Source organism: Mycobacterium sp. 1274761.0 (assembly GCF_001668615.1).
GTDB lineage: Bacteria > Actinomycetota > Actinomycetes > Mycobacteriales > Mycobacteriaceae > Mycobacterium.
Genome location: NZ_LZMC01000003.1, coordinates 41,025 through 54,104 on the forward strand (window position 1 = coordinate 41,025; position 13,080 = coordinate 54,104).

Sequence of the window (13,080 nt, forward strand, 5' to 3'; positions counted from 1 at the left end):
GCGTCAGGCACCCGCCGCCGCCGGATCCGGCTCACCGGTGACGGTGTAGCCGAAATCGTCGGGCGCGGGTTGCTCGCCCGGATAGAAGCGATGTGCCCAGCGGCGGAGGGCGGCATAGTCGCGGGCTTCCTCGGGCGCGAGGTTGGGCTTCTCGAGGTATTTCATGTTCTCCCAGGTGAAGAAGTCCTGCTTGATCACTTCCTGCTGAAGCTGCAGGAACTTCGCGGCGCGACCGGTCGGCGCATCGCCGGTGTCACCTGGCTCGCGGATCGACGCCTGGGTATAGAAGTAGTCGGTGTAGTCCTCATCCACCGGTGTCTGACCAGTCACCTGCACGGTGGCCACGAGTTCCGACGGGAACCGGACGACACCCAGGCCCAGCGAGTAGTTGTCGTAGATGATCTTGGCATCGACCGGGCCATTGGGCGTCAGCCACGTTTTGGGCCGTCCCCCACCGAAGTTCGCGTTCACCGTCGCATGCAGGTGATAACCCGACACCTCAAACGCTGCGGTGGTCGCGGGATTGGCGGCCTTGTGCACGTATTGCACGTGGTATGGGTCGGCGGCGTTTTCGATGATCATCTGGGCGTGCACCTTGACCCGGTTGACCATTCGGGTGTGGGGATGCAGTGGGTAGTACTCGTCGGTTTCCAGTTCGGGCAGCACGGGTGGCTGCCAATAGGGAGCGCGGCCATGCCGTTCGTGCCATACCAGGATGAAGCCGTACCACTCCATCGACGGGTACATTTTGATGCGGACGTTCTGCTTACACCCGAGCTTGCTGTAGGGAATCTCGGCGTTGGTGCCGTCGCCGTTCCATCGCCAGCCGTGCCACGGACAGACGATCCGTTCGCCTTCCACGGTTCCGCCGACACCCATGTTCGCGCCGAGGTGCAGGCAGTAGGCGTCCAGCACGTTGAGCCTGCCGGATTCCGTGCGGAAGATCACCAACTCTTCGCCGAAGTAGTGGGCCCGCTTGACTTGCCCCGGCGCCAGATCGGACGCGAAGCCGACAATGAACCATCCGGTCGGGAAGCGGTACTTCGACAGGCTGATGCCGCCCGAACCGAATTCGCGTTCCGACGGATCGACGATGGGATCGTCGGCCATGTCCGTCATGCCGTCTCCGTCCGCGCGATGTCTGGGCAGGTCAGACCCTGTGTTGCGTCTATTGTTACTATTTTAATCATTCTAGGTCAAGGACGACCGAACCAGGAGCGCGCATGCCTACGACCACGCCGGTGGACCTCTCGGATTCCGCATTGTGGCGGAACGGTTTTCCCGACGACGTGTTCGCCGATCTACGACGTGATCGACCGCTGTTCCGGCACGCGTTGACCGCCGGGGTGGCCAGGACCGTCAAGCGCGATTTCTGGATGGCGACCAAGCACCGGCATGCGCAGCGAATCCACCGCGACACCGAGTCGTTCACCGCGACCGACGGCCCACTCATCCAGGGTGTGGGCATCGTCGGATCGGCGCCGACCATCATCAAAATGGACCCGCCCGAGCTGCTCAAGCGCCGACGGGTGATGTCGCACGCGTTCACGCCGAAGGCGATCGGCAAGCTCGAGGAGGGCATTCGCCGGCGCGCGGCGGTGATGGTGGACGGACTGCTTTCGGCGGGCGGGGGCGACTGGATCGCCGACGTCGCCGACGTGCTGCCGATGTCGGTCATCGGTGACATCATCGGAATCCCCGAAGCGGATCGGCCCGAAATCTTCGCCACCCTCGATCGCATTCTCAAGGTTGCATCGTCCGACGACGAGGTCGCCCAGCAAAACGCGATGGAACTGTTCGGGAAGATCTTCACGTATGCGCTCGAGCTCACTGCCGAGAAGCGGCGCAATCCGACGGACGACATCTGGAGCACGTTGACCTCCGCGGTGGTCAGTGACGACAACGGCGAGGAGTTGTCGATACCGGCGAACGAACTGGAGATCTTCTTTTTCGTGATCGCCTTCGCCGGCAGCGACACCACCAAGAACGCGCTGGCCTCCGGGCTGCAGGCGTTCGTGGCCAACCCCGAGCAGATAGAGCGCTACCGCGATGACGACACGGTGCGCTCCGGCGCAGTCGAAGAGGTGCTGCGCTGGTCCTCACCGGTGACGTTCTGGACCCGCAGCACGAAGGTCGACGTCGAGATGGACGGAATCACGATTCCGAGAGGCGAGCGGGTGGTGGCGATGTTGCGGTCGGCCAACCGCGACGAAGAGGTCTTCGAAGACCCGTTCGCATTCGACATCGGCCGCGCCGAGAACCCGCACGTCGCGTTCGGAGGCGGCGGACCGCACCATTGCCTCGGTGCAATGCTGGCCCGGGCTGAAATCCGCGCGGTACTCGACGAATTGCTCTGCCGCACCGGCGAAATCAGGATCGGATCCCCGGTGGTCGCCTATCCCAACCTCACCAACAACATGACGATCTTCGACGCGCTACCGATCACGGTGAAGCCGGCCGATTGACGCTAGGCGCCTTTGGGTCGGGTGCCGATGACACTGTCGGCGGCCAATCGCTCCAGTTCGGCGTCCGTCAGCCCGCAGTGCTGCGTCAGCACGTCGGCGTTGTGCTGTCCCAGTGTCGGCGGCGTGCGTGACAACCACCGTTCCACGCCGTCGAGCCGGGCGAATGGCGGGCACGGGTACAGCCCCTCGCCGGTACGCGCATGTACAAGGCGCTCGAAGAAGCCGCGGTGCACGAGTTGCGGGTTGTCGGTCACCAGCGACGGCGAAATCACGACGGCAGCCGGAACGCCCGCTGCGGCAAGCCTTTCGACGGCTACTTGTGCGTCTTGGGCAGCCAGCCATGCGCGGATGCCCCCCTCAGGGTCACCGGTGACGTCGGCCAACGTAGTACGGTCACGATCGTTTCGGATCGTCACTGCGACCCAACTGTCCTCGCCCGCACAGCGGTAGATGTCCTGCTCGGCATCCCGATGTCCGCGGTTGCCCCGCCGCTCCATGAGCGTGCCGAACACCTCGAATTCCATTGTCTGGCTAGCCGTTACGTTGAGGACGATCTCGATCATCGGTACCTCGACGAGCTGTCCGCGGCCAGTTCGGGCGGCGTACTCCAGCGCCGCGAGCGTCACAAACGCCGCGTGTGCGCCCGCGAGCGGATCACACGCGCCCCGCGGCGCGACGGGAGGCCCGTCGGGAAGTCCTGTGACCCAAGCCAGTCCGGCGATCTGTTCCATGGTCGGCGCAAAGCCAACCCGGTCGCGCCACGGCCCGGTTAATCCGAACGCGGGCATCCGCACCACAACCAGTTTCGGGTTGAGTTCCAGCAACACCTCGGCATCCAGGCCGAACTGCTCCATCACCCGCGGCGAGAAATTCTCGATGACCACGTCGGCCTGCCTCACCAGTTCTTTGGCCAGGCGCAGCCCGTCGTCAGACTGCAGGTCGAGGGTGACCGAGCGCTTGTTGGTGTTCATCGCGTGAAATACCCAGCCGTATTCCCACCAGTCATCGACGTCGGTGCGCATTCCCCCGGAATAGCGGATGCCGTCGGGGCGTTGGACCGACTCGATCTTGATGACGTCGGCGCCGAACGCGGCCAGCGAATGTGTTGCCGAGGGTCCGGCCCAGAACGCGGTGAAGTCGACGACCCGTATGCCTTCTAGCGGTGGGTCGACAGGCTTGGGTTTGACCGAACTCCTTGGCTGCCAGAGCGATACACCGTCGGCCTCGCCGAGAGCAGGGGCGGCCCGCACCGGTGCCTGGTTTGCGACCGACATCAGCCACGGGGCCCGCGGCTGCCGAAAGCCCGCCGGGTTGTAGATATAGACCCCCCGGGCGCGCAGGTGGTCCATGCCGGGGATGGTCGCGCCGTTGCCGAGCGGAGCCAGCGGCAACCGGAAGAGCTGTCCGAGCTCGACGATCTCGTCGACGGTGCGGGCACGCATCCACGGGTCAATCCGTTCGCGGATCCACTCTCGGTAGTCCCATCGGCCGATCTGGAACCGTAGTTGTGGGATCTCGGTGAACTCCGGACATTCGACCATCGCGGCGAAATCCAGCCACTGCTGTCCGGTGACCATGCTGATGCCCACGTAGCCGTCCTTGGCCGGTTCGATGGACGGCACCTCGACCGAGCGCTTGACGGGCGGGCGTTGCAGCAGCTGGGAGTGCAGCCACTCGCTGCTCTGCATCAGCGTGATCGCCTCGAGCATGGACATGTCGAGGTGCCCACCGGGGCCGCCGCCGAGAACCCGGCGGCGGAGCGCCATGGCGCCGTAGGCGGCCCATGCGCCGCCCATGTACTCGCCGAGCTCGCCGCCAACCGAGATGGGCGGCCCGGCCGGATCGCCCCGAAAACCCGTCAGCCCGGAGTCTGCCTGCAGGGTGAACTCCGTCGCGACCCGTTCCGCCCAGGGCCCCGTCCAGCCGAAGTCGGAGATGGTCACGACGATGCATTCCGGACGGGACTCGAGCAGGCGCACCGGATCGATGCCGAGCTGCGCGGCAGCTCCGCGGGTGGCGGTCACGATCACAATATCGGCGCCGGCTAGCAGTTCGTTAGAAAGCCTTGTGACGCTGCGCTTTCCGGCGGACAGGTAACTGAACAGCGGAGCATCCGCGCCGTCGGCCGGGACACCGCCGGAGGCGGTGTACCTGCGTAACGCATCACCGTTGGGGGGTTCAACCTTCACGACGTCGGCTCCGGCGTCGACGAGGAGCTTGCCGCAGTAGCTGCCTGCGATGCGGTCGCTGACCTCGACCACGCGTAGGTCGGAGAGCGGAGTGGATGCTCCCTCACGCACGCGTACGACCTCCCTGCGGCGGTTTCTTTGCCATCTTAGTTACATTTATCGGATAGCGATCCGGTACGTCGCTGGTAGCGCGCCTAACGCTGTTAACATTGCCACGCAATGACCACACTGGGAATCGGCCCCGAGGCCCGCCGCAGGCTCGGCGCGCGAAGGACGGCCGAAATAGTAGCCGACGAACTCCGCCGTCAGATCATCGACGGCGAGTTGTCCGACGGTGACTTGCTGCCCCGCCAGGAGATTCTGGTCGAGCAGTTCAACGTCAGCCTGGTGTCGTTGCGGGAAGCGTTGCGGATCCTCGAAACCGAGGGGCTCGTGTCGGTGCGCCGGGGCAACCGCGGCGGCGCTGTCGTGCATGCGCCCGCCAAGGCCAGCGCGGCCTACATGCTGGGTCTGCTGCTGCAGAGCGACACGGTGCCGCTGGCGGATCTCGGAACGGCGCTTCAGGAACTCGAACCGATGTGCGCCGCGCTGGCGGCCCGTCGGCCCGACCGCGGCAAGACACTGATTCCGAAGCTCAAAGAGATCAACGACGCGATGGGTACACACATCGAGGACGGCGCGTTGTTCACCGAGATCGGCGGCCAGTTCCATGACGAAGTGGTGCGCGGCTGCGGCAATCACACGATGATCGCGGTGGTCGGCAGCCTGGAGACGCTGTGGACCGGCCACCTGAACATGTGGGCCAAGGAGACCGCCGCGCGTGGCGAATACCCGTCGATGAGCAAGCGACGCATTGCCCTATCGGTGCACACCAAGCTGACCGATGCGATTGAAGCCGGCGATGGCGAGCGGGCCCGTAAGCTCGCCGCACGGCATATCGCCGACACCCAGACCTACTTCAGCACGGGCGATCCCGAACAGCGGATCGTAGCCCTCTCGCCGCAGGCCCTGGCCCGCCGCCAGCGCTGAGAGGTGCTGCGTGCGTACGGCGTTGATCACCGGCGGCAGCGGTGGCATCGGCATGGCGTGCGGGCGCAAGCTCGCAGACCTCGGCTATGACGTGGTGCTCACTGCGCGGCGTGCAGCACCGCTGCGCGCGGCAGCCGAGGAGGTCGGCGCGCGGTATGTCGTCGCCGATGCCTCCGATCCCGAGAAGTTCGCACCCGCGGCCCACGCCGCAGGCGACATCGACCTGCTCGTCCACGCGTCGGGCGTGCTCGGCGGCACCTATGCCCGCAAGCAGACATTCGAGCAGTGGCGCGCGACGATGTCGGCCAACCTCGACTCGTGTTTCGTGGTCACCTCCGCTGCGCTGCCGCGGATGAAGCCGGGTTCGCGGTTTGTGTTCATCTCGTCGTCGGCCGCACACGAGCCGATGATGGCCAGGACGGCATACTCCGCGTCGAAGGCCGGGATGAACGCATTCGCCGCTGCGCTGGCCCAAGAGGTGGATCGCGACGGCATCAACGTTCATGTGGTTACGCCAGGGCCCGTGGAAACCGATATGCTGCAGGATGTTCCGTTCGAGATGTGGGCGATTCGGGCCATCGATGTGGCCGACGCCGTTGCCTGGCTGGACACCCTGGACCCGTCGGTCGACCTGCCGGAGATCCGCCTGCACGCGATCACCAGGGGTCCGTCGGCGCGGCCACCCATCGTTCCGCTGGAAGCCGAGCGACGCGCAGCCCGGACCAAGTGATTTCGGCGTGAAAACCGGCGCTGAGCGCGGGAAATCACGCCGAAATCGCGGCTAGTTGGCGGCGAGCTCGTTCGGGAGCGCCTTGACCGTCGGCGGCAGACCGTAGAGGGCGGTCGCGTTGCCGCGCATGATCTGCTGCCGTTGATCGGCCGGGAATCGCCTGATCGCCCACTCAGGTGCGTCATAGCTCCAGTGCGGATAATCCGTTGAGAACATGAGGTTCTCGCCGAGATCCATCATTTCGATGTACTCCCGGTATTCGGCGACGTTGACGTCCTCCAGCGGTTGGGTCGTGAACCGCACATGTTCGCGGACATAATCGGAGGGCTTGCGCCGCACACCCGGCAGATCGGCCTTGCGCTGCTCCCAGATGCGGTCCATGCGCCACATCACCGGCATCGCCCACGTGAACCCGCCCTCGACGAACACCACCCGTAGCCCGGGATGGCGATCGAAGGCGCCGTCGAAAACCAGGCTCATGAGGTGCGAGACATAGAGTAGCGGCCACGAAGCGAAGAAATCATGCCAGTGGGCTGGGTTACCGACGGGATAGATCGGGATCAACTCAAACGGTGTCTGCCCCATGAGATGGGTCGCGACCGGAAGGCCGTTGCGCGCGGCGGCTTCGTAAATCGGGTCGAAATGTTGACTGCCGAACGGAATTCCGCGGGTCTGCGGCGTCATCAACACCTCGGCCATGTACGGGTGTCCCGCCCATCGCTCGATCTCCCGAGCCGCCTGTCCGGGATCCTGCGCTGTCACGCTGATCGCCCCGCGCCAGCGCCCGTGCCAGTTGTTCTCGCCAAGCCACACGTCGGCCAGCCAATCGTTATAGGTGGCCTTGAGGATGTGCTCGGCCTGCGGCAGCTGAGCATCACACATCGGTTCCAGCATCGCGATACTCACCCCGGCGTCGACGAGAAGTTGTTGGGCGGCGAAGTCCGGGTCGCTGCCGGCCGCGCCTCCGGCCGGGGGGATGGCGTCGACGCGTAGTGAACTCGTCTTATACGCATCGGGGGTGTCATAGAAATACGACAAGGGCGAGACGGCGTTGCCGGTCGGCCACAGCTGATCTTTCCATTGCGCCGGGGCGTAGGACTTGAGTACCTCGCCCGACACCGGCAGCGGATGCACATCGGTGTCGACGATGGTCACCGCGATGTCCCGCGCGACGTCTTCCTCTGCGCGCTGTACCGTCGTCATCGCACGACTCCCTCTGCTGCCCCGATCCGATAGAGCCCACTCGCGTTGCGCCACAACACTTTCTCGCGCTGCTCGATACTGAGGCCTGTGACGGCCGCTTCAGGTGAAGTCGTCGACCAGTGCGGGTAGCCGGATCCGTACATGAGCAGATCCTCCTTGTCGGTGAAACCCAGCCACCGCTGCGCATGGACGGGGTCTGTCGGGCCGTCGAGCGCCGACGTGCAGTAGCGCACGTGATCGGCGAGGTAGTCGCTCGGATACCGGTCAACCCAAGGGGTTTGGTCGCGCATCGACATCCAGAACGTGTCGAGTCGCCACATCAGCGGGGTGAGGACGTCGTGACCCCCGTCGGCGAACACGAATCGAAGTTCGGGATGTCTGCCAAAGGTTCCCTCGATGATCAGGGTCGCGAGGTGGACGAACGAGTTCAGCGGCATGAAGGCTGCATAGCCGGGATAGGTGAAGGCATGCCCCGCGAAGGTCGGCGCGTAGTCAACGCCGTTACCGCCGTTGATATGTACCGCGACGGGCAGCCCGTGCGCGGCCGCCGCCTCCCAGATCGGCTCGAACACCGGCTTGCCGTAGGGCTCCCTCGACTGCAGTGGGACGCCCACCTGCACCATCTTCGGATGGTCAGCGAGCCGGTCGATCTCGACCAGCGCACCCTTGACGTCCTCCGGGTTCACCCGGATCGTGCCTAGAAATCGGCCGGTGGCATCGGGATCCAGCCAGCGGTCGATCAACCAGTCGTTGATCGCTGAGCAGATCCGGCTGTTGAGCAGATAGTCGGCGATGTTGCCGCGCGTCAGCGGGTTGAGGACGGCGTAGTCGACACGGGCCTCGTCGAACAGGTGGCGCGCCACCGTCGCGGGATCGGAGCCCGGGTATCCGTCGCCGTAGAGGTCGTCGCGGTAGTCGCCGCCCGGCGCCTGGTACCACTGCTGCTCGACATCGGGGATGGCGCGCAGCTGGTACGCCGGCGGCAGGTAGCGCCGAATCTCCGCGTTGTAGCGGAAATGAGGTTGCACATTCGCATCGATGATCATGCGCCGACCTCGCAGGCTCCGCCGGCGCATTCTGTGCTGATGATTCGCTCGCAAGCTTCGCTCATGCGGTCAGATACACCTGCCCGTCCGACACTTCGACCTCGTAGGTTCGGACCCGCTTGCTCGGATCGGCGAGGTTGACCCCGGTGGTGATGTCGAATTCCCAGTTGTGCCACGGGCAGCGGGCTATCTGGCCTTCTCGTACATAGCGGAGCCGGCCGGGTGCGTCGGGCGCGTATTCGGTGGTACCGCCGACGTATCCCTCGCACAGCGGTGCGCCCTCGTGCGAGCAGTAATTGGCGATCGCATACAGCGACCCGTCGATGTTGTAGACGCCCACGCCGAATGCGCCGGCCTGCACGAGCTTCATGCTTCCGGGAGGCAGGTCCTCGAGCGCGCACACCGGACGGCGTTGCATCAACGTCCCTTCGCCGATCCTTGACCTAGAATACTAAAATAGTAAAGATAGAGCGACTGACCCGCTAGACGCTGCTGTCCGGGAGGCACTGTGACGCTCAGTACCGAATCGCACGACACACCCGGTGCCCCCGACCTGGCCACCGACCCCTACGGCTTCTTCGAGTACATGCGTCGCACAGAGCCCGTGTGGCGCGGCACCCTCATGACGTCGGAGATGATGCCGCCGGAGCTGGCAAGCGTCGACGAGTGGACGCTGTTCGACTACGAAAGCGTCTTCGCCGCCTTCCGCGATGACGACGTGTACGGCTCTGAGATGTACAACAACACGATCGGTCTCGTCTTCGGCCCCACCATCCTGGGCATGCACGGCAAGCAGCACCACGATCACCGCAGCCTGGTCGCCAAGGCGTTTCGCCAGAGTGCACTGACCCAGTGGGAACCCGAAGTCATCGACCCCATCTGTGACCAACTGGTCGACGAGATCAAAAACGAAGGCGGGGCCGACCTCATCAAGGCGATCACGTTTGAGTTCCCCACCCGTGTCACGGCTGCCCTCCTCGGCCTGCCGCAGGAGGACCTGGAGCTGTTCCGTCGGTTGTCACTCGACCTCATCTCGATCACCGAGGACATCGAGGCCGGACTCAACGCGTCGGTCGAGCTCGGCACGTACTTCCAGAACCAGGTCGACCAGCGCCGCAGCGCGATGACCGACGACATCATCGGAGACCTGGTTTCGGCCGAGATCGACGGCGAGAAGCTGACCGACGAGGCGATCATCTCGTTCCTGCGACTGCTGCTGCCCGCCGGCCTTGAGACGACATACCGGTCGTCGAGCAACCTGCTGTACCTGCTGCTGACGCATCCCGAACAACTTCGTGATCTGCAGCAGCACCGCGAGCTGATTCCGGCCGCGATGGAAGAAGGCCTGCGCTACGAGACGCCATTGGTCATGGTGCCGCGTAACACAAATCAGGACGTGGAGATCCATGGCGTGCCGATTTCGAAAGGCTCGCAGGTCAATCTGTGTATCGGCTCGGCCAACCGCGACGAGAGCCGGTGGACCGACGCCGACAAGTTCGATATCCGTCGGCCTCGGCGGGCTCACATCTCGTTCGCGGGCGGCATTCACAGCTGTCTTGGCATGCACCTCGCGCGGGTGGAGACCAAGGCGATGTTGAACAGCCTCTTCGACCGCGTGACCGACATCGAGTTGGTGCCCGACGACGATTGCGCGATCGTGGGCATGCCGTTCCGCTCGCCGAAACACCTGCCGGTGACCTTCCGTCCCGTCGCATGAAAAGCCGGGCGGCGGTCCTGCACGACATGGGTCAGCAGTGGTCGGTCGAAGAATTCGAGCTTGACCCGCCGCGCGCCGGCGAGGTGCTGATCGAGATGGCCGCCGCGGGGCTGTGCCACTCCGATGAGCACATCCGCAACGGTGACATGTCGGCGCCGAACGAGGTGATGGAGTCGTTCGGGCTGCCCTCGATGTTCCCGATGATCGGAGGGCACGAGGGGTCGGGGGTGGTGCTCGAAGTGGGCAAGGGGGTGACCGATTTTGCGCCGGGCGATCACGTCGTGACGTCCTTCGTCGCAGTGTGCGGTCAGTGCCGGTGGTGCAACTCCGGTATGGAATACATCTGCGACATGGGCGCGCAGGTGATGGTTCCCGGGATGCCGACCGACGGCACGTTCCGCCACCACACCGCCGACGGCCGCAACCTCGGTCATCTGTCGAAGGTCGGAGCGTTCTCGAAACACACTGTGGTGTCCACCGATTCGATAGTCAAGATCGATCGGCATCTGCCGTTGCTGCCGATGGCGTTGTTGTCGTGCGGGATTCCCACCGGCTACGGCTCGGCGGAGAACCGCGCCAAGGTGAGGACAGGTGACACCGTCGTCGTGATCGGTGTGGGTGGCATTGGCACCGGAGCGGTCCAGGGTGCCCGCATCAACGGTGCGGCGCAGATCGTCGCGGTGGATCCGGTGGAATTCAAGCGGAAATCGGTTCTGGGATTCGGTGCCACGCATAGTGTTTCGACGGTCGACGAGGCCGCCGATCTGTTACGTGATCTGACGCACGGTGTGATGGCGGACAGCGTCATCGTGTCACCGTCACTCATCACGCGAGACGATGTGCAGGCGGCCCTGAGCCTGACCCGCAAGGGTGGAACGTGTGTGCTGACGGGCATGACCGCCACCACGACCAATTCCATCGCGATCAACCTGCAGGAGTTCATCCTGTGGAACAAGAGCCTGGTGGGCACGGTGCTGGGATCGTGCAACCCGCGGGTCGATGTGGCGCGCTTCGCCCGGCTGTACGAGGCGGGCCTGCTTCAGCTCGACGAGATGATCACCCGGCGTTACCGGCTCGACGACATCAACGAGGGCTATCGCGATCAGCTTGGCGGTGAGATCGTGCGCGGGGTCATCGACTTCTCGCTGGACTAGCCCCGCCCATGTGTTGGTTGGGTGAAGGGGTTAGAGGATGCGGGAGGAGCGGTCCTGCCAGTAGCGGTCGCGAATGCGCCGCTTGTAGAGCTTGCCGTTGGGGTCGCGAGGCAGCTCGGCGTCGAACTCGATCGACCGCGGGCATTTGTATGACGCGAGGTGTGCGCGGCAGTACTCGATGAGTTCGGTCTCCAGCTCTGGGCCGCCCTCGATCCCCGCGACGGGCTGCACCACCGCCTTTACCTCCTCGCCGTACTCGGCGTTCGGTACGCCGAACACCGCCGCGTCCACGAGCTTGGGATGCATGACAAGCACGTTCTCGGCCTCCTGCGGATAGATGTTCACCCCTCCCGAGACGATCATGAATGTGGAGCGGTCGGTGAGATACAGGTAGCCGTCCTCGTCGACGTAGCCCATGTCGCCCAGCGAGCGCCACCCGCGATCGTTGGACACCGATGCCGTCTTCGCGGGATCTTTGAAGTACTCGAACTCCGGGCCGCCCTCGAAGTACAAGACCCCCGCCTCACCGGCGGGAAGCTCTCTGCCGTCGTCACCAACGACATGGACCGGGTGCAGCGGCTTGCCGACCGATCCCGGGTGGGAAAGCCATTCCTCAGGACCGATGAGAGTTCCCGCGAATCCCTCTGTGCCCCCGTAATACTCGTAGATGATCGGGCCGAACCACTCCAGCATCCGATGCTTGACGTCGACGGGGCACGGCGCCGCGGCGTGGATCACGCACTGCAGGCTGGAGATGTCGTACTTTTCCCGCACCTGCTGCGGCAGCTTGAGCATCCGCACGAACATGGTGGGCACGAACTGGGCGTGCGTTACGCGGTGTTTCTCGATTAGGCGCAGCGAGGTCTCGGCATCGAACTTCGGCATCAGGATCGACGCGGCGCCGATACGGTGCACCGCCATCGTGTAGTTGATGCCCGCCGCGTGGTACAGCGGTGCGGGCGAGAGGTACACACTGGCCGACGTCATCCGGTAACGCTCGCCCAACGAGTACTCCAGCACCTTCTGCGCCCAGGACCCCTGACCGTCCTCGGGCAACGGCCGGCGCACCGCCTTGGGCCGCCCGGTGGTGCCCGACGAGTACAGCATCTCAGAGCCGTCCGAAAGGGGCGGCGCCTCACCCGCTTCGGCCAAAGCTTGTTCATAGGGTCGCCACCACGGTAGCGACCCGCCGACACCGAGGTGCAAGAAGACCTTGTCGTTGACCGCAAGGACGCGATCTCCAAGTTCGGCCATCGAGGCGTCGATGAACACGGCCTTGGCGTCGCAGTCGTCGACGACGTATGCCACCTCGTCAGCGGTGAAATGGGTATTGATCGCGCTGTAGTACAGACCGGAAAGCTGGCAGCCCCAGGTGATTTCGAAGAACTCGGGCCGATTCGGCAGGATCAGCGCGACGCCATCGCCGCGGCGCAACCCTGACTCATGTAACACGGCCGCGACACGTTGGCTGCGCTCCCGACTCGCCCGCAGTGATCGTCACCGAGGGGAGGACGATCACCTACGGCGAGCTGTTCGAGTGGAGAAAG

At 64.6% G+C, this 13,080-nt stretch carries 10 protein-coding genes and 1 pseudogene; 5 read left to right on the forward strand and 6 right to left on the reverse strand.

The genetic code is table 11. The annotated features are described in order from the left end of the window. Positions 1-3: 3 nt before the first annotated feature. A complete protein-coding gene (locus A5651_RS00860) occupies positions 4-1,119 on the reverse strand; it encodes an aromatic ring-hydroxylating dioxygenase subunit alpha (RefSeq protein ID WP_066974613.1) in 1,116 nt (371 codons plus the stop codon). A gap of 104 nt (positions 1,120-1,223) precedes the next feature. Between A5651_RS00860 and A5651_RS00865 the strand changes: the two genes are divergently transcribed. After that, the gene (locus tag A5651_RS00865) at positions 1,224-2,465 is read left to right on the forward strand and encodes a cytochrome P450 (RefSeq protein ID WP_066974615.1); all 1,242 of its coding nucleotides are present in this window, start codon (positions 1,224-1,226) and stop codon (positions 2,463-2,465) included. Between the two features lie 2 nt (positions 2,466-2,467). Here the strand turns inward: A5651_RS00865 and A5651_RS00870 are convergent, their stop codons facing one another. Next, positions 2,468-4,765 (reverse strand): CoA transferase, encoded by a 2,298-nt coding sequence (locus A5651_RS00870; RefSeq protein WP_066974617.1) that lies wholly within the window; start codon positions 4,763-4,765, stop codon positions 2,468-2,470. A 108-nt stretch (positions 4,766-4,873) separates the two neighbouring features. Between A5651_RS00870 and A5651_RS00875 the strand changes: the two genes are divergently transcribed. Then, on the forward strand, positions 4,874-5,683 hold the full coding sequence (locus A5651_RS00875) for a FadR/GntR family transcriptional regulator (protein WP_066974619.1): 810 nt from the start codon (positions 4,874-4,876) through the stop codon (positions 5,681-5,683). Positions 5,684-5,693: 10 nt separating this feature from the next. Next, positions 5,694-6,413, forward strand: a complete 720-nt coding sequence (locus A5651_RS00880; RefSeq protein WP_066974621.1) for an SDR family oxidoreductase — start codon at positions 5,694-5,696, stop codon at positions 6,411-6,413. Between the two features lie 51 nt (positions 6,414-6,464). Here the strand turns inward: A5651_RS00880 and A5651_RS00885 are convergent, their stop codons facing one another. The 3 genes from A5651_RS00885 to A5651_RS00895 all read right to left on the reverse strand — a co-directional run bounded on the left by A5651_RS00885 (position 6,465) and on the right by A5651_RS00895 (position 9,080). After that, the gene (locus A5651_RS00885; RefSeq protein ID WP_066974624.1) at positions 6,465-7,616 is read right to left on the reverse strand and encodes an amidohydrolase family protein; all 1,152 of its coding nucleotides are present in this window, start codon (positions 7,614-7,616) and stop codon (positions 6,465-6,467) included. After that, positions 7,613-8,662: an amidohydrolase family protein gene (locus A5651_RS00890; RefSeq protein WP_066974625.1), complete on the reverse strand. Its 1,050-nt coding sequence runs from the start codon at positions 8,660-8,662 to the stop codon at positions 7,613-7,615. Before A5651_RS00890 ends, A5651_RS00885 begins: the two co-directional genes overlap by 4 nt. A gap of 61 nt (positions 8,663-8,723) precedes the next feature. Further along, a complete protein-coding gene (locus A5651_RS00895) occupies positions 8,724-9,080 on the reverse strand; it encodes a Rieske (2Fe-2S) protein (protein WP_066974628.1) in 357 nt (118 codons plus the stop codon). Positions 9,081-9,170: 90 nt separating this feature from the next. On the opposite strand from A5651_RS00895, the gene A5651_RS00900 reads away from it, so the two are divergent. Both A5651_RS00900 and A5651_RS00905 read left to right on the forward strand, forming a co-directional pair. Continuing rightward, positions 9,171-10,379 carry a cytochrome P450 gene (locus A5651_RS00900; RefSeq protein ID WP_066974630.1) on the forward strand — a complete coding sequence of 403 codons (1,209 nt, stop codon included), beginning with the start codon at positions 9,171-9,173 and terminating at the stop codon, positions 10,377-10,379. Next, on the forward strand, positions 10,376-11,533 hold the full coding sequence (locus A5651_RS00905; protein WP_066974632.1) for an NDMA-dependent alcohol dehydrogenase: 1,158 nt from the start codon (positions 10,376-10,378) through the stop codon (positions 11,531-11,533). Before A5651_RS00900 ends, A5651_RS00905 begins: the two co-directional genes overlap by 4 nt. 30 nt (positions 11,534-11,563) lie before the next feature. On the opposite strand, the pseudogene A5651_RS00910 reads toward A5651_RS00905, so the two are convergent. Then, positions 11,564-13,006 (reverse strand): annotated as a pseudogene (locus A5651_RS00910) (acyl-CoA synthetase); the annotation flags it as partial. Between the last annotated feature and the right edge of the window lie 74 nt (positions 13,007-13,080).

What these genes read in the sequence shown, in the direction of transcription:
- A5651_RS00890 (WP_066974625.1), bottom strand. Translation starts at nt 8,662, where the DNA reads ATGATCATCGATGCGAATGTGCAACCTCATTTCCGCTACAACGCGGAG.
- A5651_RS00895 (WP_066974628.1), bottom strand. Translation starts at nt 9,080, where the DNA reads ATGCAACGCCGTCCGGTGTGCGCGCTCGAGGACCTGCCTCCCGGAAGC.
- A5651_RS00865 (WP_066974615.1), top strand. Translation starts at nt 1,224, where the DNA reads ATGCCTACGACCACGCCGGTGGACCTCTCGGATTCCGCATTGTGGCGG.
- A5651_RS00875 (WP_066974619.1), top strand. Translation starts at nt 4,874, where the DNA reads ATGACCACACTGGGAATCGGCCCCGAGGCCCGCCGCAGGCTCGGCGCG.
- A5651_RS00885 (WP_066974624.1), bottom strand. Translation starts at nt 7,616, where the DNA reads ATGACGACGGTACAGCGCGCAGAGGAAGACGTCGCGCGGGACATCGCG.
- A5651_RS00905 (WP_066974632.1), top strand. Translation starts at nt 10,376, where the DNA reads ATGAAAAGCCGGGCGGCGGTCCTGCACGACATGGGTCAGCAGTGGTCG.
- A5651_RS00860 (WP_066974613.1), bottom strand. Translation starts at nt 1,119, where the DNA reads ATGACGGACATGGCCGACGATCCCATCGTCGATCCGTCGGAACGCGAA.